The 16,877-nt window shown below is 64.6% G+C and carries 20 protein-coding genes; 8 read left to right on the top strand and 12 right to left on the bottom strand.

The genetic code is table 11. The features are described from left to right. The first annotated feature begins 213 nt into the window (after nucleotides 1-213). From Q7C33_RS05415 to Q7C33_RS05390, 6 genes are read left to right on the top strand one after another with little or no spacing between them, the layout of a single operon-like run. The gene (locus tag Q7C33_RS05415) at nucleotides 214-438 is read left to right on the top strand and encodes a type III secretion protein (protein WP_030138396.1); all 225 of its coding nucleotides are present in this window, start codon (nucleotides 214-216) and stop codon (nucleotides 436-438) included. Next, nucleotides 425-850: a type III secretion system chaperone gene (locus Q7C33_RS05410; RefSeq protein WP_407682960.1), complete on the top strand. Its 426-nt coding sequence runs from the start codon at nucleotides 425-427 to the stop codon at nucleotides 848-850. The genes Q7C33_RS05415 and Q7C33_RS05410 overlap by 14 nt, the downstream gene beginning before the upstream one ends. Next, the gene (gene sctC / locus Q7C33_RS05405) at nucleotides 843-2,993 is read left to right on the top strand and encodes a type III secretion system outer membrane ring subunit SctC (RefSeq protein ID WP_407682959.1); all 2,151 of its coding nucleotides are present in this window, start codon (nucleotides 843-845) and stop codon (nucleotides 2,991-2,993) included. Before Q7C33_RS05410 ends, sctC begins: the two co-directional genes overlap by 8 nt. A gap of 8 nt (nucleotides 2,994-3,001) precedes the next feature. Continuing rightward, nucleotides 3,002-3,199, top strand: coding sequence for an HrpT family type III secretion system protein (hrpT, locus tag Q7C33_RS05400; RefSeq protein ID WP_407682958.1), 198 nt, complete (start codon nucleotides 3,002-3,004; stop codon nucleotides 3,197-3,199). Nucleotides 3,200-3,205: 6 nt separating this feature from the next. Continuing rightward, a complete protein-coding gene (locus tag Q7C33_RS05395) occupies nucleotides 3,206-3,583 on the top strand; it encodes a hypothetical protein (RefSeq protein ID WP_407682957.1) in 378 nt (125 codons plus the stop codon). Nucleotides 3,584-3,633: 50 nt separating this feature from the next. Then, nucleotides 3,634-4,083 carry a type III secretion system chaperone gene (locus Q7C33_RS05390; RefSeq protein WP_407682956.1) on the top strand — a complete coding sequence of 150 codons (450 nt, stop codon included), beginning with the start codon at nucleotides 3,634-3,636 and terminating at the stop codon, nucleotides 4,081-4,083. Nucleotides 4,084-4,212: 129 nt separating this feature from the next. On the opposite strand, the gene Q7C33_RS05385 is transcribed toward Q7C33_RS05390, so the two are convergent. The 12 genes from Q7C33_RS05385 to Q7C33_RS05330 form a co-directional block, all read right to left on the bottom strand. After that, nucleotides 4,213-4,722: a type III effector gene (locus Q7C33_RS05385; RefSeq protein WP_407682955.1), complete on the bottom strand. Its 510-nt coding sequence runs from the start codon at nucleotides 4,720-4,722 to the stop codon at nucleotides 4,213-4,215. Between the two features lie 117 nt (nucleotides 4,723-4,839). Then, complete coding sequence (sctU, locus tag Q7C33_RS05380) at nucleotides 4,840-5,940, bottom strand: type III secretion system export apparatus subunit SctU (protein ID WP_407682954.1); 1,101 nt, start codon at nucleotides 5,938-5,940, stop codon at nucleotides 4,840-4,842. A 15-nt stretch (nucleotides 5,941-5,955) separates the two neighbouring features. Continuing rightward, nucleotides 5,956-6,753 (bottom strand): type III secretion system export apparatus subunit SctT, encoded by a 798-nt coding sequence (gene sctT, locus Q7C33_RS05375; RefSeq protein WP_030138404.1) that lies wholly within the window; start codon nucleotides 6,751-6,753, stop codon nucleotides 5,956-5,958. After that, on the bottom strand, nucleotides 6,753-7,007 hold the full coding sequence (gene sctS, locus Q7C33_RS05370) for a type III secretion system export apparatus subunit SctS (RefSeq protein WP_030138405.1): 255 nt from the start codon (nucleotides 7,005-7,007) through the stop codon (nucleotides 6,753-6,755). Before sctS ends, sctT begins: the two co-directional genes overlap by 1 nt. A gap of 9 nt (nucleotides 7,008-7,016) precedes the next feature. Further along, nucleotides 7,017-7,670, bottom strand: coding sequence for a type III secretion system export apparatus subunit SctR (sctR, locus tag Q7C33_RS05365; RefSeq protein ID WP_030138406.1), 654 nt, complete (start codon nucleotides 7,668-7,670; stop codon nucleotides 7,017-7,019). Next, on the bottom strand, nucleotides 7,667-8,767 hold the full coding sequence (gene sctQ / locus Q7C33_RS05360; protein WP_407682953.1) for a type III secretion system cytoplasmic ring protein SctQ: 1,101 nt from the start codon (nucleotides 8,765-8,767) through the stop codon (nucleotides 7,667-7,669). Before sctQ ends, sctR begins: the two co-directional genes overlap by 4 nt. Next, nucleotides 8,764-9,333, bottom strand: a complete 570-nt coding sequence (locus tag Q7C33_RS05355) for a type III secretion system HrpP C-terminal domain-containing protein (RefSeq protein ID WP_407682952.1) — start codon at nucleotides 9,331-9,333, stop codon at nucleotides 8,764-8,766. The genes sctQ and Q7C33_RS05355 overlap by 4 nt, the downstream gene beginning before the upstream one ends. Then, nucleotides 9,326-9,745 (bottom strand): hypothetical protein, encoded by a 420-nt coding sequence (locus tag Q7C33_RS05350; RefSeq protein WP_407682951.1) that lies wholly within the window; start codon nucleotides 9,743-9,745, stop codon nucleotides 9,326-9,328. Before Q7C33_RS05350 ends, Q7C33_RS05355 begins: the two co-directional genes overlap by 8 nt. Continuing rightward, nucleotides 9,732-11,093 carry a FliI/YscN family ATPase gene (locus tag Q7C33_RS05345; RefSeq protein ID WP_407682950.1) on the bottom strand — a complete coding sequence of 454 codons (1,362 nt, stop codon included), beginning with the start codon at nucleotides 11,091-11,093 and terminating at the stop codon, nucleotides 9,732-9,734. Before Q7C33_RS05345 ends, Q7C33_RS05350 begins: the two co-directional genes overlap by 14 nt. Next, nucleotides 11,087-11,980 carry an FHA domain-containing protein gene (locus tag Q7C33_RS05340; RefSeq protein WP_258648486.1) on the bottom strand — a complete coding sequence of 298 codons (894 nt, stop codon included), beginning with the start codon at nucleotides 11,978-11,980 and terminating at the stop codon, nucleotides 11,087-11,089. Before Q7C33_RS05340 ends, Q7C33_RS05345 begins: the two co-directional genes overlap by 7 nt. Nucleotides 11,981-12,140: 160 nt before the next feature. Next, on the bottom strand, nucleotides 12,141-14,228 hold the full coding sequence (sctV, locus tag Q7C33_RS05335) for a type III secretion system export apparatus subunit SctV (RefSeq protein ID WP_217860580.1): 2,088 nt from the start codon (nucleotides 14,226-14,228) through the stop codon (nucleotides 12,141-12,143). Next, nucleotides 14,225-15,352 (bottom strand): TyeA family type III secretion system gatekeeper subunit, encoded by a 1,128-nt coding sequence (locus tag Q7C33_RS05330; RefSeq protein ID WP_198796917.1) that lies wholly within the window; start codon nucleotides 15,350-15,352, stop codon nucleotides 14,225-14,227. The genes sctV and Q7C33_RS05330 overlap by 4 nt, the downstream gene beginning before the upstream one ends. A 319-nt stretch (nucleotides 15,353-15,671) precedes the next feature. Between Q7C33_RS05330 and Q7C33_RS05325 the strand changes: the two genes are divergently transcribed. Together Q7C33_RS05325 and Q7C33_RS05320 are read left to right on the top strand one after the other, a co-directional pair. Next, nucleotides 15,672-16,223, top strand: a complete 552-nt coding sequence (locus Q7C33_RS05325; protein WP_030138414.1) for an RNA polymerase sigma factor — start codon at nucleotides 15,672-15,674, stop codon at nucleotides 16,221-16,223. Further along, nucleotides 16,220-16,816, top strand: coding sequence for a GNAT family N-acetyltransferase (locus tag Q7C33_RS05320; RefSeq protein ID WP_030138415.1), 597 nt, complete (start codon nucleotides 16,220-16,222; stop codon nucleotides 16,814-16,816). The genes Q7C33_RS05325 and Q7C33_RS05320 overlap by 4 nt, the downstream gene beginning before the upstream one ends. Nucleotides 16,817-16,877 lie beyond the last annotated feature (61 nt).

Genomic DNA, 16,877 nt, shown 5'->3' with positions numbered 1-16,877 from the left:
GCTCAAGCTTCAATGAGTAGTGAAAAGATCGCAGCCTCGCTTCGCTCGGCAGCTCCTACAAAACCAGCGGGAGCAAGCTCCCTCGCCACGGGGATTGCGCGCCCCTGAAGAGTCTCACGCCTCCCCTTCGATCTTTTCCTCACTTTTCGCGGAACCGCCACTGGCGTAACCACCACTCATCCGGTGAACACGCCTATCTCGGAGGAACCGTCCATGTCTTCTATCGATGCCTTGCAGCGCCGCCTCGACACCTACTTCCAGCGCGCCACCGATAACGTCAACAACGCGGCGATCAATGCCGCAGAGAGCCAATCGCTGGACGACATGCATTCGTTCTTCACCAGCATGAACGGCATGTCGGTCGCGGTGAATGCGGCCACTCAACAGACCACCGCCCACCACAACCTCGCCAAGGCGATCATCGATGCAATGCCATGAGCTGCGCACACAGCTCGCCCGCTGGCGCGCCAGCGTCGATGGCCCCGAGCATTTCGCCCTTGTCGTCGACGATGGCGAAGCGGTTTTCAACACGCTCGAAGCCGGCTTGCTGGTGTCGGTCGAGTTGAACGTCGCGCTGGGCAACGAAGCGTCCCTGGAAGACGTCCTGCGGCTGGCGCACCCAAGCCTCTCGCGGTTTCCCGGTGCGCTGGCCCGTTCGCCCCAGGACGACCGGTTATGGCTACTGGCGCACCTGGCCCAGGACGCACACCTCGACGATTTGCTCGAAACGCTCGAAGCATTGCTCAACCAGCGGGACACCTGGCAGTCGGCCCTTCATAAAAGCCCACGCGCCGTCGCGCAACGTCCCTCGCACTTTCACTTGCTCGGAACAGGAATCCGCCATGCCTAACAGGTGGCTTGCACCGTACCCTCCGTTGTCCGCTGGCAAGGCAGTTCTTCGCCGGTCGATCGCGCGTCGTTGGACGAAAGCCTCGTTGCTCGCCCTGGCCTTGGCCGGCGCGCTGGGCGCGGGCATGCCGACAGAGGCGGCAGTACCGACCGACTGGAAGAACACGCCGTACGCCTACGATGCCCAGAACACGCCACTGCCCAAGGTACTTGGCGATTTTGCCAACACCTTCGGCGTGCAACTGGTGCTCGACGGCACCGTGAAAGGCACCGTCGACGGCCGGATGCGCGCTGAAAGTCCCCAGGCGTTCCTCGATCGGCTCGGCCTGGAAAATCGCTTCCAGTGGTTCATGTACGGCAACACCTTGTACGTCAGCCCGTTGCAGAACCAGGACTCCAAGCGCCTGGAAGTGTCCGCCGACGCGGCACCGGACATGAAGCAAGCCTTGATCGACATCGGCCTGCTGGACCCGCGCTTCGGTTGGGGCGAGTTGCCCGACGAAGGCGTGGTCCTGGTCTCCGGCCCGGAGCGCTACGTGCGCCTGGTGGCGCAGTTCGCCGAAGCACGCAAGACACCGGAAGAGAAGCAGGAAGTGATCAGCTTCCCGCTGCGCTACGCCACCGCCGCCGACCGCAGCGTCAAGTACCGGGGCGATACGCTGGTGATTCCCGGGGTCGCGACCATCCTCAAAGGCTTGCTGGAAAGCCGCAGCGCCGTTTCGGGCGGGATGCAGGCGGCCTCGCCCCAAGCGGCGTTCCAGAACATGCAGACCCAGCAATCCATGAGCATGGGCAACATCGAGCAATTGGCGTTGAACGGCATGGGCCGCCCGAACACCAACCGCGTGCAGCCCGGCGGGAACGGGGGCAGCGGCGGCCGCGGCCGGATCCGCGTCGAAGCCGACGTACGCAACAACGCGGTGCTCATCTACGACTCACCCAAACGGCGGGAGATCTACACACCGCTGATTCGTGATGTGGACGTGCCGCGCAAGCTCGTGGAGATTGACGCGATCATCCTCGACATCGACCGCACCCAACTGGCCGAGCTGGCGTCGAACTGGAACGTTGAAAGCGGCGACCTGATTGGCGGCGCCTCGATGATTCGTCCCGGCGCCAGCTCGACGGTGTTCATCCAGGACTACGGCGATTTCTCCGCGCAACTGCGCGCCCTGGAAGGTCGCGGCCTGGCCTCGGTGGTGGCCAATCCATCGGTGTTGACCCTGGAAAACCAGCCGGCGGTCATCGACTTCAGCAAGACCGAGTACATCTCCGCCATCGGCGAACGCGTGGCCACCGTCGAGCCCATCACGGCCGGCACCAGCCTGCAGGTCGTGCCCCACGCCATCGAAACCGGTGGCCGCAACCAGATCCAGATGTCCCTGGACATCGAGGACGGTCGCATCGAACCCTCGGAAGTCGGGCAACAGACCCCCAGCGTGCGCCGGGGCGTGGTCAGCACCCAGGCAGTGATGGGGGAAAGCCGCTCGTTGGTGGTGGGTGGCTTTCATACCGAAGAAACCGGGGACAACCTTGAGCGCGTGCCGTGGCTGGGGCGTATCCCGCTGATCGGACCGCTGCTGTTCTCCTCGACCACGCGCGAGACCAGTCGCCGCGAACGGGTGTTCATCCTCACGCCCCGCCTGATCGGTGACCAGGTCGACCCGGCTCGCTACATCTCCGCACTCGACCGTGAACAAGTGGACAGCGCCATGGCGCGCCTGGAAGAGCGGCGCAACGGCACGCGGCCCGTCGGTCGCGTCGAGGTCAGCGATGTCCTCGCGCAACTGGCCGACGGCAATATCCCGGCGACATTCAAGCAGGCCGCCTCGATCCCCTATTCACCCGACACGCTGTGTGCGTTGCAGCCTGGCTTGTCCCTGGACGCCACGAGAGCCCAATGGTTCGCCGGCCCCGACTACGGAATCGCCGTGGGCGTGGTGCGCAACGAGGGCAGTCATCGGCTGCGCTTCGACGAGGCGAGCTGCAGCACCCGTTGGACCCTGGCGGCTTCCGCCTGGCCGAAGGTGTGGCTTGAGCCGGGCGAAGAAACGGAAGTCTTCGTCGTCATGAAACAACCCAAGCGCACGCCAGGCGGCGGACGCTCTTCTCTCCTGCAAACCAGTGCGAGGACCACGCCATGAGTCGCACGTTGAAGCTACTCATCTTATTGCTGAGCCTGCCGGTGTTTGCCGGCTGCGCAAGCCGCTGGGGCTGCCAGGGCGATGCCTGCGACCGCGCCGAACCCGATACCGGCCGGCTGGTGATCTGGTGGTCGCCGGGCATGCGCGGCGGCCTGGGTTCACCTGAACACCCGCTCGACCACACGGTCGTTCCACTGGAGAACTGAAACGGTATGTCTTTTTCGGTACACAGCGTAAGCACGCGCCAGGCTTTTCAGAAAAACATCATCGCCGGCATCGCGACGTATTGGGAAATTGCCCCGGGCATCGAGTTCTGCCTGCGACGTGAACCCCACAGCGTGGGGCTGGCCTTGCAAGTGCACAGCCAGGCGCTGCGGGCGAACCAGATGCAGCACGCGCTCGAGCGACGTTTCGCCCAGCCGGCAGACTACGCGCAGCTGTTCCTGTTTCTTGATCCGCAGCGCGCATTGGTGGTTTGGCAGGCCCTGCCGGAATCACCGATATCGTCGCAAATGCTCGACGAGATCCAGTCCCGGCAGTTGGCGCTGCTGGGCCTGGAAGACCTCGATGATTATTCGGTGGCTTATTAACGAGCTGCCTGGCCACAGGGGTTCATGATTTTTTGTTGAGGAGATTTTCCATGACCGCTCCACCCATCGCCCAGCGCCTGATCGCGGCCCTAGCGGAACACTTGAATGCGGACCTTCAGCTGGAGGGCGGCGTCTGTGCGTTGTATGACGCGAGCAACCGCGAAGCCGTGGTCATCGAGCTGCCCGAACATGGCGATCTCGCCATCCTCCACTGCGCGGTCGACGTGCCAGCCCATATGCCCGGCCTGCACAAGCGCTTGCTGGAGCTCAACTTTCGATTGGACTTGCTCGCCGGCAGTTGGCTGGCCCTGGACGACAAGGGCAGCGTTCGCTTGTGTGCCCACTGCCCATTGTCGATGCTCGATGAAGCGCAGTTCTGCCATTGGGTCGTGGGTTTCATCGGCCAGGTCGGCGAGGTGCGTACACGCTGGATGCCGTCCGCAGCACCCACGGCTTCACGTCCAGCCTCGCTCAACGCGGGCCGTGCCCGGCTGGTCTAGACAACGAACGTGGCGAGGGAGCTTGCTCCCGCTGGGCTGCGCAGCAGACCCGTTTTTTGTGAGGGCTTCGCCCTCAAGCGGGAGCAAGCTCCCTCGCCACGGGGTGTTTCTGCTGGGCCATTGCGGTCCTTACCGAAGCTTCATCGCTTCACCGCCCTCCTGCATGACTTTCCTGGCGCTGTCCATGAAGCCCTTGGTCACCTCCGTCACCGTATCGCTCATCAACTTGGCCATGTCGGCGGAGCTTTTGACCAGCACCATGGTGCTCTGACGCTCCTCCATTCCCATCTGCATCTGGAACTGCTTTTCCATCAGCGCTTTCTGACGGGTCTCCATCTCGCTCATGAACGAGTCGGGCGTGCGAGACGGTGGCGTGGAGCTGGACCTTTGCGTGTCATCCAGCGGCCGATCGTCGGACGCCGCCGTGCGGTTCGCGCCCCGAGTGCGGGTCCGGCCACGTTGGTGCACCGCAGGGGGGACCGATGATGAACGTCCCAGCCCATGCAGGCTCTGGGTGCCGGTGCGCTGCTGGGCGTCGCGAGGTTGCTGGCTCAGCGAGGGTGAGCGCGATGAGTGCAAACCTTCGGCGCCATGCAGGGCACCGGTGCCCCTTATGGACAGCGGATTGGGTTCAGGCATGGAAAATCTCCTCGAGTCGATGGGCGTGCAATGCGCACGGTTGGCAAGCCGGCATCGCCCGGGCGAGTCCGACTCACTACCTGAGTGGCACCCGCGTATGCATCGGTTCCATCGGCCTCAACGCAGGTTCAATTCCGGAATTTCGATCACCTCGCCCTTGGCCTCGTCGTCCAGCTCGCGCAGGACCCGATAGATGTGCGCGACGGCCTGGAGCGTTTCCCTCGGGATATAACCGCCAACGTCTTCGCGGTAGATCGTTCGCGCCAGCCAGATGCACTGGATCACCGGGACGCGCGCAGCCTTGGCCCGCTCGATCAGCGCGCGGGCATCGGCATCGACACCTTTGGTGATCAACTGCGGCAACGGCGTCTGCTCGGGACGATAGAACAACGCGACGGCATAGTGAGTCGGGTTGACCACCAACATGTCGGCTTCCTCCACCGGCTTGGTTTCCTGGCTGGCGGGCTGGTCGATCAACTGTCGGGCCAGGCTGCGGCGGTGCATCTTGACGTGGGGGTCGCCTTCCATTTCCTTGAACTCTTTGCGCACCTCCTCTTCGCTCATGCGCAGGCGCTTGGCGAAGAAGTATTTCTGCAGGCCGAAATCGAGGATCGCCAGCACCAGCAACACGCCCAGGCAGATGTGCATGATGTGCCGGAACAGGCCGGCCAGCCCGCGCCAATACCCGTTCAGGTCACCATTGACCAGGCTGATCAACGAGCCGAGGGCCGGCATCGTCACCAGGTAAAGCACGCTGGCGATGAACACTGCCTTGACCAGGCCCATGAACAATTGGATCAGCGCCTGGGCGGAGAACATCTGCTGGGCCTGGTTCAGCGGATTCAGACGGTTCGGATCAGGTTGAAGGGCCTCGGGCGCGAACAGGAAGCCAAACTGTACCCAACCGGCGATCAGCCGCGTGGCAATGGCCAACCCCACGGTCATCAAGGTGGAGTTGAGCAACACCCCGCCGGCGCGGGCCAGGGTTTCCTCGAAGGCACGGACAAAGTCACCATCGAGCCGGTGCAGCGGGAACGCGACCATGTCGCCCAGCGCCTGCATGCTGCTGTCGGCCTGGGTCAACGCCACTTCGGTGATTGCCGTGAGCACCAGCAGGCTGCTCAAATCCTGGCTCTGCCCGACCTGACCCTTCTTGCGCGCATCGCGGATTTTCTTCGGTGTCGCCTGCTTGGTCTTTTCGCCGCTGTCTTCGCTCATGAACGAGCCCCTCCTTCAGGGCGCCGGTATCAACAGATGCAGCAGATGGCGGATTTCCCCGTATCGGCTGAGACGGCCGGTCATCGCGTCCCACAACGTGGGCAGGTAGAACAGCAGGAAGCCCAGGCCGACCAGGCTCTTGGCCGGCATGGCGAGGACGAACACCTGCAATTGCGGGCTGTACAGGCTGAGCAAGGCCAGGGCGAACTCCACCAGCAACAGCAAGCCGATGAAGGGCGCGGCGTAGAGCATCATGTGCATGAACATTTCACCGAGCAGCCCGAGAAACACCCCAAAGCCATCCGCGCCGGGCAACGGGAACCAGACCGTGGGCGACCACACCAGGTAGCTGTCCCAGATCACCTGGGTCAACGTGCCGATGCCCAAGGTGGCGACCAGCAACAGGATGGTCATTTCCTTGAACAGATGGCCCAAGGGCGTCGTATCCGTGCCGAGGGCCGGGTTCAATTGCCCGCCGATGAGCGCGCCGCGCTGGTTGTCGAGCAAGGCCCCCACCGATTCGTAGAGCCAGAACGGCATCGCCAGCAGCACACCGAGCAGCAGGCCCAGCAGCACCTCCTTGAACATCAGCCCGCCGAGGGTCAGCCAGTCGGCCTGTGCGTCAATCAACGCCTGGCGAATACCCGGCGCGGGCAACATGCCCAGGGCGAACACCACGGCATGGCGCGGCAAGCCTCGCAGATGCTGGAAGCAGAACACCGGGACCAGGTACGCCACCGGATAAATGCGCGCCATGCCGAGGGCGATCGACAGCAGCAAGTCGAAATACGGGACGAACGCCTGGGCCGTCATCAGGTGCTGGCCATCATTTCAAATGCCCGGCGCAACAGCCCCAGCAGCTCGCCGCCAATCCAGCGACCGGTGACCAGCAAGGTCAGTCCCACCGCCACCAGCTTGATCCCGAACGGCAAGGTCTGGTCCTGGATCTGCATCAACGCCTGCACCAGGGAGGTCAGCACGCCAACGATCACCGCGACGATCAAGGGCGGCGCGGATAGCAGCACCACCAACAGCATGCCTTCCTTGAACAACGTCAACGCGTCCATCGCAGGCCCTCAAAGATAGGAATAGAAAAGGCTGTCGAGCAACTGCGTCCAACCCTGCACGAGCACGAAGATCAGCAGCTTGAGCGGCAACGAGATGGTCATCGGCGCAACCATCTGCATGCCGAGCGCCAGCAGCAGGTTGGACACGATCAGGTCAATGACGATGAACGGGATGTAGATCAGGAACCCCATCTGGAAACCCGCTTCGAGCTCCGACAGCATGAAGGCCGGGATAAGCAGCATCAGGTCATCGCGACTGGCTTGCTCGGCGCGCTCCTTGGGCCACATCCGCTGGGTGTTTTCCAGCAGATGGGTGAGGATGTCCGGGTTGGTATTGCGCGACATGAACGCTTGCAACGGCTTGACCGCGTTCAAGGCCGAGCCCTGCAGCGCCTCGGTGCTGCTGAAATCCAGCGGCTGCTCCTTCAGTTGCTCGGCGATGTTGTGACCGACCGGCGCCATGATGAACAGCGTCGCGGCCAGGGCGATGGCGTAGAGCGCCATGTTCGGCGGCACCTGCTGCACGCCGATGGCGTTGCGGGTGATGGTCAGCACGATGGCGATCTTGAGGAAGGCGCTGCAGATGATCAGCAGCAGCGGAACCAATGAGATCCCGCCGATGAACAGCGCCAGCAGAAAGGGGTCGACCCCCTGGAAGCTCATCCAGCCACATCCACGCGAGTGACTTGCAGGCCGAGCCGACCCTCGACGTCCACCAGTTCACCCTGGGCCAAGGCCCGTTCACCATGGAACAACGTCGCCGCACCCGGTGCCACGCCCTGGACCTGGAGCACCGCGCCGGGCGCCAGGTTGCGCAGTTCGCCCAGGGTCAGGCTCAAGTGACCGCAGCGTATCGTCAGCGCCAGAGGCAAGTCGCCGAAGCGCTCGTCGCCGGCCACCGGCGCCTGCACCGGCGTCTCTGCGGCTACAGCTTCGGCATCGTCAGGCGCCGCGAAACCCGTCGCCTCGGGCGCCTCTGCGTCGGGTTCGTAGCGGGCGGTATCGTCCCAGTCGGGGGTCAGGATATCGGTGTCAGCGGTGGTACTCATATCGGTCTCCTCCAGAGCGAGCAAGGTCAGGCGCAACGGCGCGGAGCGGCTCTGCACCCCGACCCGCAGGCAGTGCCGGCCGAGGCGAACCAGCCCTTGGCCGGATGGGTCGAACAAGGCGGTTTCCGGCACCAGCACGTCACCGGGGCGCAACGCCGACACCTGCCCGGCCGCCAGCACCAGGTGCCCCAGCGGCAATGGAACGTGCAGCGCAAAATGATCGTCCACCGGTGTTGTCCGCCGCTGCCAAGGCGCTGCGCGAAGCAATCCCAGCAAGGTCGACCCGGCCAGTTCCAGGTGAGTCGTCGCATGGGCCGCGCCCAGCCGTGCTTCGAGCCGGCAGGGAATGCCCCGGACCGCGGGGCCGGTGGTTGGCTTGAGAAAACCGAACGCCTGGCGCAGCGGCTCGCTCAGGGTCTGCTGGAACAGCGCCCAGAACCAGGCATCGTCCGGCCCAGGCTCGGCCGGCAGGACCACCGGACATTCGCCGAACAAGCTGAGCAGCGGCCCCGGCTCGTCAAGCGCCAAGACGCCATGGGTGCACTCGAGCAAACACGACCCGCCTCCCACGGCGCCGCTGTCCAGGGTCAGTTCCAGCAAGCCCGTCTCGCCCGCCACCTCGAAAGACAAGCTGACGCCCGTTCCCAATCGCTGCCGGGCGACGGCGTCATCGCCGCTCATCGGTGGCAGCGCCAAAGCCTGTACGCTCATGTCACGCTCGCCTCTTCTTCGTGGGTCACGCGCACCACCACCGGTTGGCCCAGGCTTTGGGCCAGTGCCTCTTCGAGGCGCCCGGTTCGACTCGACAGCCGCGCGCGCGTCTCTTCGCTTTCGCCGCTCAGGCCGATGTCCCAGCCGGACGTCCCGCCCAGCCGCTGGGCAGTCACCCTGATCCGGCCCAGATGAGGAAGGTGCAGCAGCAGGTCAAGTTGCTGGTCGAGGGTGGCCTGGAGGCGTGGCGAGAGCTGATCGACAAATGCCTCCATTTCACCACCCTCCAGATTCACCAACCCCGATAGGGAGCCGGTGCCTGCCATGTCGTCCTCGGAGCCGCCCCGCGGCGCATCGACCCACTGGCGAAACCAGTAGCCGTCGCTGCGTTCTGCCGTCACCTCGGGGTCGCGCCCAGTGGCAGGCAAAGGCTCGCGCGCCACTGGACGACTGGCCCGGCTCACCTGGGCAAGCGGTTGCTCATACGCCTTCGGCGCGTGACGAACGGGGGCCGCCGCAGGGCTGCCATGGGGTGACGGTCCACCGTGCACAGAGCGTTCATTCATCACCGGAGACCTCCACCAGGTAATCCATCATTGCGCTGAGCTTTTCCAGGTCACGCCTGCGCCCTCGCAGGCGCTCCAGGGCAGCTTCGGTGTCTCGTGCCTGTTGCGCCTGTTCGTCGTCGAGCGCCTGCAAGGCCTGCGCTTGCTCGGCCAACTCGCCGATCAAGCGTCGCTCCTCGGTGCTCCAGGCGTTGAGTTCGCAGACGCTCAGCGCGCGGCCGCGGTGCTCGCCGTATAACGCCTCGCGCTGCGCTGCCTGCTGTTCGCTCGCGGCCTGCCAGCGCGCCCGCGCGGCGGCGACCGCTGCTTCGCGCTCGCGCAACAGGTCGCGCTGTTGGCGCCAGGCCCGTTCGGCTTGCGCCTCGCGGTGCCGACGCACCGGCGTCAGGGCATCCAGATCAGCCCGGGACATAAGCGGTCAACTGCTGGAGATGGGCGAGCGTCGACGCAAACGGCTCGGGCTCGCGCAGGTCCTGGCGCAGGAATGCGTCCAGGGCACCGCGCGACTCCACCGCCAGGTCGGTCAAGGGGTCGGCGCCGGCCTGGTATTCGCCCAGGCGCAGCATCAGCTCGATCTGATCGTAGGCCGACAGCAAGCGGCGCAGATTGATGCCCGCGCGCAGGTGCTCGGCCTCGGCCACATTGGCCAAGGTTCGCGACAGGCTGGCAAGCACGTCGATGGCCGGGTAATGACCGCGCTCCGCGAGTTTGCGCGACAGGACGATGTGGCCGTCGAGCAGCGAACGGACTTCGTCCGCCACCGGATCGTTCATGGAGTCCTGCTCGATGAGCACGGTATAGAGCGCGGTGATCGCCCCGTCATTGCTCAACCCCGCCCGCTCCACCAGGCGCGGCAACAGGCTGTACACCGAAGGAGGCAAGCCGCCCCGCCCCAACGGCTCGCCCGCAGCCAGGCCAATTTCCCGTTGGGCGCGGGCGAACCGGGTCAGCGAATCGATGAGCAGCAAGACCCGCTGGCCCCGGGCACGAAAGCCCTCGGCCAGGGCCGTGGCGGTGAATGCCGCGCGGGCGCGCTCCATGCTGGAACGGTCGGACGTGGCGCACACCAGGACCGCACGGGCCCGCAGTTCATCATCCAGCTCATGGTCGAGGAATTCCCGCAGCTCGCGACCGCGCTCGCCGATCAGCCCGAAAACGATCACATCACATTCAACGTTGCGGGCGATCTCCGCCAACAAGGTGGTCTTGCCGCAACCGGCGCCGGCGAACAACCCGACACGCTGGCCTTCGCCAAGCGTCAGCGCGCCGTCGATGGCGCGTACGCCAGTCATCAACGGTCGCTGGATGCGCGGCCGTGCGGTCGGCGGCGGGGCTTCGCCGATCACTTGCGAGGCGTCCGGCACTTGAGGCCCGGCGAACGCGCCTACGCCATCCTCAAGCAAAGGGCGGCCAAAGCCATCCAGCACCTGCCCCAGCAGCTGCGGGCCGACGGTCACCCGATGCGGCATGCCCAGCGGCTCCACCGCCGCGCCGACCCGGACACCTTCCAGGCCGCCCAGGGCGCTGAGCAAGGCGTCGTGCTGGTCGAAGCCGACGATCTCGGCGAGCAATGGCTCACGCCCGTCACGCTCGACCTGGCAGAGGTCACCGATCTGCGCCCCCGGCAGCCGGCACTGCAACAAGATCCCGCTGACCCGCTGCACCCGTCCGCGCACCATCACCGGCGCGAATCGGCGCAGGCGTGCCCGCTGCCCGGCTTCCCAGGTCTCCAATCGGGCGATGGCTGTGTGCATCACCATGTCACCTCGTAGCGCTGCTCGCCTTCGAAAGTGACTTTGCCGCTGTCGATGGCGGTCAGTCGCAGACCGTCGATCTGATCGCCGAGGAACAGCCGGCGACCATCGGAGGTGACGACGTGACCACGCTTGCCGCCGACGATCTGGGCGATCTGGAACGGCAGTTGCGTCAGCCGTTCCTTGACGCTGGCCGTGATCTCCACTGACGTATCGTAGCGAGCGTGGAAACGCTCCATCAGCCGCTCGACCACCGCCAGGCGCTGGCGCGGCAGCTCGCCCACCAGCGCCAGCCGACCGTCCTGGACCTCGACCCGGACATTGGCATCCAGGTCGCGCTCCTGGAGCATGCGATCCAGCTCCAGGCGAACCGCCTCCACTGTGTCCAATGCAGCCTTGGTCGGCTTGTGCTGCTGGGCCGCGCTGGGCGCTACCGTCGGTGCCGGTTGGCTGGTAAAGGCCCAAGCGCTGGAGGCGACGGTGATCACCGCCGCAGCGATTCCCAGGCGCTTGGGCCACGACGGCCGTGCCGCGGTTTTTTGGGTTTCGCGGTCCGCCGTCAAGTGCGCAGCGTCATCCAGTGCCGCTTCTTCAGGCCAAGGCTGATCGGCCGGGGCCAGGCACAACCAGACGCCGGCGATGGAAAAAGGGGTATTGCCTGGCAAAGGCTCGGTCGCGGCCCAAGGCTGGCCTTGTCCGTTGCAAACCACGCCCTCCAGCGACGCCAGCAGCCACTGGCCCTGGACTAGGCTGACGGCAGCGTGACGCCCGCAGATACCTGGGTCGTAGAGCGCCAGATCGGCGTCTTCCGCCGCCCCGACAACCCATTGTTCACCCACCAGCGGCAATGCCGCCCCCCGGTGCAGACCACTCAATACGCGTAGCTCGAACATGGTCAATTTCCTCAAGGCGCGACCGAAGTGCGCCGACAATCCGCTTGAACGACGGGGCACGGGCGGCCCTCGTCCACTGTCACAGCCAGGCCATCGGACGCGCCTGGCTTCACATCGCTACGCCTGGCATCGCGGCTGGCGCGCCAAGCGCAAGAACACGTCATGCGGCGTCCTCGATCTGGAGGGTTTCCTGCTCCAGATCAAAGCGCCCAAGCACGGTGACCTGGGCATTGCTGTGCAACTCGCTGAAGGCCAGCACCGGCACATGGTTGAACTCGTCGCGCAACAGATCGCGCAGCGGCGCGCGCAAGTCCTGCGCCACCAACAGCACCGCCGTCCGCTTGGCCCGCAGCGGGAAACCTTCGCGCAGTTGCAGGACCAGGGCGCGGGTGTGCACGCTCTCCAGGGCAAAGAAGGTTTCGGTCTGGGTCTGGCGCAGCGCGTCGCGCAGCAACCCTTCGGTCTCTGGCGTCAGCAGCCAGACGTGCAGGCCGTTTTCATCGCGGTACTGGTGGTAGATTTGCGACTTCAAGGCGATGCGCGCGTAGTCGGTCAGCGCGCCGACGTCACGCTCGTGCTGGCCGTGCTCGATCAACGACTCGGCGATCAGCCGCACCGCCCGCAGCGGCACGCCTTCGCCCGCCAGGCGTTGCAGCACGGCAGCGAAACGGGCCAGGGGCATGGTTCGTTGCAGTTCCTGCACCAGCTCTGGCTGGCCCGCTTCGAGCCAACTGAGAATCGACTTGCTCTCTTGCAAGCCGAGGAACTGCGGCCCGGTGGCAAACATGGCGCGGCTCATGCGTTCCACCAGCAACTCTCCCGCCGGTACCGCTTCCACGCGTTCGTCCGCCAGCAACGGGTCGCCGGGCGCCAGCCAGAGCCATTGATGCTCGTCGCGTACTTCGCTGCCGACCCGGGCATCCTGCGGTTCGAACGGCAACGGCCCGCGGGCGACGGCTACGCGATCTCCAAACGTGGCGCGCAGCATCGGCACCTCGTGCACGCAGAAGCGGAATTCGTCGTCCTCCAGGCGCGCGCTGTATTCGATCTCGAACGGCGGCAAGGTCAGGCCGAAACCGGCGACCAGCGCGTTGCGTTTCTTGCGGATCGCCTGGATGACCTCGTCGGCGGCCGGGTTGCCTTGCATCGACTTGGAGAACTGCAAGAGATAGGCACGGGTCGGGTCGAAACTGCGCAAATCCTCGGCGCCATTCTGCTCCGGTGTGACGCTGGCTTGAGGCTGCTCGCCCTCGCGCGCCTGTCGCGCGCGGCCATACAGCTGGACGATGCCCGCCGTGCCGGTGATCACGGCAATGACGATGAACACCAGCGTCGGCATGCCGGGCAACGCGGCGAAGCCGAGCATGCCCACCGAAGCGATGACCCAGGCCTTGGGTTCGGCGGTCAATTGCTTGGCGATTTCCTTGCCGACGCTGCTGCCCGCCGGCTGCCCTTCCGGCGATACGCGGGTGATGATCATGCCGGCGGTGAGGGAAATCAGCAGTGCCGGAATTTGCGCAATGAGGCCGTCGCCGATGGTCAACACGGCATACAAGTGCATCGACTCGGACGCGCTCATATCGTGCTGGACCATGCCGACCGAAAAGCCGCCGATGAGGTTGATCACCACGATCACCAGGCCGGCGATGGCGTCGCCCTTGACGAACTTCATCGCCCCGTCCATCGCCCCGAACAATTGGCTTTCCTTGTTCAATTCCTCGCGACGACGGCGCGCTTCGCTGACGTCGATCAGGTTGGCCCGCAGGTCGCTGTCGATGGACATCTGCTTGCCCGGCAAGGCGTCCAGGGTGAACCGCGCCGCCACTTCGGCAACCCGCTCCGAGCCCTTGGTGATCACCAGGAAGTTGACCACCGTGAGGATGAGAAAGATCACCAGCCCGACGGCCAGGTTGCCCCCGACCACGAAATTGCCGAACGCCTGGACGATATGGCCAGCGTCGCCCTGGAGCAGGATCAACCGCGTGGTCGCCACCGACAGTGCCAAGCGGAACAACGTGGTCAGCAGCAGCACCGCTGGAAACGAGGAAAACGCCAGCGGTCGTGGCAGGTACAACGAGAGCACGATCAACAGGCAGGAAATACAGATGTTGATGGCGATCAGCGCATCGACGACTGAAGTCGGCAACGGCAGGATCAGCATGAACACGATGCCAAGCACGACGAACGCCCCGGCCACTTCGATACGCCGCACCGCCGCGTTGGCGACCTTGTTCAGCAGGGCAATCATGACCGCGCCCCAATGACCGGTTCGGCGGTCTGTCCACGGGTCTCGCCACGGGAACGCTCATCGAGCAGCACCAGCAGATTCTTCAGCGCGGTCTGGCGGCTTTTCGCATCTCGCCAGAGCGCCAACGGCAAGCGCTTGAGCAAGGGATACAAGCCGTTCAAGGAAACCAGTTGATCATGCTCCTCGTCCCCTCCCAGTTCGCGACCGATACGCCGCACTTCCGCCGAAGACAGGCCGCTGCTGACAAACCCGAGCATGCGTTGCAGCAGCAGGACGGCGGTGAGCTGGCTGGACGGGCAACTGTAGGCCAGTTGCTCCAGCAGACGGCGACAGCTTTGCAGCACGCTGCCCAGTTGCGTCGAGGCAGCCAGGCCGATCAGCAGCGTACGCAGCAAGGGCGTGGGCCGCGAAGGCGCGTGGGCGGCGATGTCGTCGGCCAGCGCGCGGCGCATCATGTCCAGCCCGGACACGAATGCCGTTTCGCCGAACAGGCCAAGCAACGCCTGCATCATGGTCGGCAACGATTGCTTGAGCACCACGGTGTCGTAATAGAGGCGACGTACCGCCTGGCGCAATTCAGGATCGCCACCGGCGGCACGCAGGGCCTCGGCGATGTTCATGCCGGCCTGGATCTGCGCACCGTAACGCTCGCGCAGCAGTTGCAGGTAGTCGCGGGCGCGCTTGGCCTCGACAAGACGACCTTGCGCCTCGGCGTCCAGCAACGTTTGCTGGAGGATCAGGTCAGTCCGGGCCGGATCGCCGCCGGTAGACTGCACCACCTCTTCCAATACCGGCTCGCCCATCAGCAGCACACCGGCCTGGGCCGCCATGGCACTCAGGCTCTGCTTGCCTGGATGGCCAAGCTGGTCGTACCACTCTTCCAACTGCTCGCGGGTTTCGACCCGTGTCCGGCCCACCTCACTGCGGGCGTTGCGAATGCGCCGCTGGCTCAGCGCCTTGGTGTTGCGCTCCACGTGATGACTGAAGGTCATGCCGACCTCCTCCATCGAATTGGACTGCGCGACCTGCGTCGATTCCACAGGCCTGCCAACGCCCGCGACTGCCGAAACGGCCTGGGCGAGATTGACGGCAATGTGCGCATTGGTCGGGGCTTCTACTTTCATGACAAACCGGGAGCGTGGTTTCGGACGCTCAGTGGGTGGCGCCGATCCCGCATTCGGTTCCATGGCCGATCAGGCCTTTTTCGATCTCATCGGCGACACCTTCCGCATGCCGATTTTCGACGGTCCGTGCGGTGCAATTTCATGCAGTGAATTCTTTGAAAGTCGTGCACGAGCTTGCACAAATAGAGCTTTAGAACTAACAAAAATACTTTGAATATCAGTTAGATAGATTATGAAAGCGGCTTGGCACAGGTCCTGCTGAAGGGGGAACGCCGACATACGGATCGGCGCTATGGAACCTACTCAGAGGGATTTATCAATGAACAGCCTGAACCTCATGCTGCCCCCGCAAACCTCCTCGAAACGCCCAGGCACGCCGGGCGTCAGTTTCGGCGAGGAACGTAAGCTCCGTCTGTTTGTGCAAAAGCGTGTGCTCAACCAGGACGACGCCGACGACATCATCCAACTCACTTACCTGGAAGCCTGGCGCAACCAGGAGAAGTTCAAGGGACTGGCCAAGCCGGACACCTGGCTGTGCGGCATCGCCCTCAACCTGATCCGCAATCACTTCCGCCGCTTCTACGCGCAACCGCCACTGAGCACGTTCGACGAAAGCGATTTCAACGAATCCAGCGAAGACATCGACCTGAGTGAACTGTGCGATAACCGCCGGCTGCTGGACCGCACGCTGTCTGCCATGGACGCGCTGCCCAAGGACATGCGCGAAACCCTGTGGACCGCCGTGGACACCGAGAGCAGCTACCGCGATGCCGCCGAACGGCTGGGCGTGCCCATCGGCACCGTACGCTCGCGGCTGTTTCGCGCCCGTGAACAACTCAAGCGCAGCGTCTACGGAGAAGCCCGGCCATGACCCATAATCGTCTGAACAGCCGACCCGACCTGCCACGCGGCGTGCGCCGCTATACCCCCGACGACCTGCCGGTGATGACGGATATCTTCAACGAAAGCGCTCTGGGCGGCACCAGTTCCCCCGTGCTCAGAGCGTTTTCCCTGAAGGAAATGACCTTCTTCGTCGATTGCTTCGTCAAGGAAGGTGATCCGATCTACGTGCTCGAACGTGGCGGTGAAGTGGTCGCCTGGTTGATCGTCAACCGCTTCTGCTGGGGCGCCCAGGCCTGCCGGCTGACCGGCGAAGTATCGATCTACGTGCGCAACGACCACATTGGCAGCGGCGTCGGCATTCGCCTGGGCCAGGCAGCGGTGGTGTTGGCCAAGCGGTACGGTTTCGAAACGTTGGTGGCCTGGATCATCGAGCACAACGAGGCGAGCAAACGTGGCGTGCAGGGATTGGGCGCGACGCAATGGGGCCGTTTCCCGGGTATCGCCCGGTTCGCTGACAAGCGCGCGGACGTGGTGCTTTATGGGTTGGACCTGATGCCCATCGACACGGCATCCACTACCGCTTCAGCGCCTGTGCAAACACTGGAGACCAGCCTGGCGTGAGTCCACGGCTCGTCCGGAGGCATTGCCGGGCGAGCCGTCTCGTGAATTCGAACCCATGCCA

Source organism: Pseudomonas sp. BP11-1-1 (assembly GCF_052112105.1).
GTDB lineage: Bacteria > Pseudomonadota > Gammaproteobacteria > Pseudomonadales > Pseudomonadaceae > Aquipseudomonas > Aquipseudomonas alvandae.
Note: the sequence above shows the minus strand (reverse complement) of the source record. Positions and strands in the feature narration are given on the sequence as shown.

What these genes read in the sequence shown, in the direction of transcription:
- Q7C33_RS05330 (WP_198796917.1), bottom strand. Translation starts at nt 15,352, where the DNA reads ATGAAAGTAGAAGCCCCGACCAATGCGCACATTGCCGTCAATCTCGCC.
- sctS (WP_030138405.1), bottom strand. Translation starts at nt 7,007, where the DNA reads ATGGACGCGTTGACGTTGTTCAAGGAAGGCATGCTGTTGGTGGTGCTG.
- Q7C33_RS05385 (WP_407682955.1), bottom strand. Translation starts at nt 4,722, where the DNA reads ATGCCTGAACCCAATCCGCTGTCCATAAGGGGCACCGGTGCCCTGCAT.
- Q7C33_RS05395 (WP_407682957.1), top strand. Translation starts at nt 3,206, where the DNA reads ATGTCTTTTTCGGTACACAGCGTAAGCACGCGCCAGGCTTTTCAGAAA.
- Q7C33_RS05415 (WP_030138396.1), top strand. Translation starts at nt 214, where the DNA reads ATGTCTTCTATCGATGCCTTGCAGCGCCGCCTCGACACCTACTTCCAG.
- Q7C33_RS05410 (WP_407682960.1), top strand. Translation starts at nt 425, where the DNA reads ATGCAATGCCATGAGCTGCGCACACAGCTCGCCCGCTGGCGCGCCAGC.
- sctC (WP_407682959.1), top strand. Translation starts at nt 843, where the DNA reads ATGCCTAACAGGTGGCTTGCACCGTACCCTCCGTTGTCCGCTGGCAAG.
- Q7C33_RS05355 (WP_407682952.1), bottom strand. Translation starts at nt 9,333, where the DNA reads ATGAATGAACGCTCTGTGCACGGTGGACCGTCACCCCATGGCAGCCCT.
- sctT (WP_030138404.1), bottom strand. Translation starts at nt 6,753, where the DNA reads ATGACGGCCCAGGCGTTCGTCCCGTATTTCGACTTGCTGCTGTCGATC.
- sctR (WP_030138406.1), bottom strand. Translation starts at nt 7,670, where the DNA reads ATGAGCTTCCAGGGGGTCGACCCCTTTCTGCTGGCGCTGTTCATCGGC.
- Q7C33_RS05345 (WP_407682950.1), bottom strand. Translation starts at nt 11,093, where the DNA reads ATGGTGATGCACACAGCCATCGCCCGATTGGAGACCTGGGAAGCCGGG.
- sctV (WP_217860580.1), bottom strand. Translation starts at nt 14,228, where the DNA reads ATGATTGCCCTGCTGAACAAGGTCGCCAACGCGGCGGTGCGGCGTATC.
- Q7C33_RS05320 (WP_030138415.1), top strand. Translation starts at nt 16,220, where the DNA reads ATGACCCATAATCGTCTGAACAGCCGACCCGACCTGCCACGCGGCGTG.
- Q7C33_RS05390 (WP_407682956.1), top strand. Translation starts at nt 3,634, where the DNA reads ATGACCGCTCCACCCATCGCCCAGCGCCTGATCGCGGCCCTAGCGGAA.
- sctU (WP_407682954.1), bottom strand. Translation starts at nt 5,940, where the DNA reads ATGAGCGAAGACAGCGGCGAAAAGACCAAGCAGGCGACACCGAAGAAA.
- Q7C33_RS05350 (WP_407682951.1), bottom strand. Translation starts at nt 9,745, where the DNA reads ATGTCCCGGGCTGATCTGGATGCCCTGACGCCGGTGCGTCGGCACCGC.
- Q7C33_RS05325 (WP_030138414.1), top strand. Translation starts at nt 15,672, where the DNA reads ATGAACAGCCTGAACCTCATGCTGCCCCCGCAAACCTCCTCGAAACGC.
- Q7C33_RS05340 (WP_258648486.1), bottom strand. Translation starts at nt 11,980, where the DNA reads ATGTTCGAGCTACGCGTATTGAGTGGTCTGCACCGGGGGGCGGCATTG.
- sctQ (WP_407682953.1), bottom strand. Translation starts at nt 8,767, where the DNA reads ATGAGCGTACAGGCTTTGGCGCTGCCACCGATGAGCGGCGATGACGCC.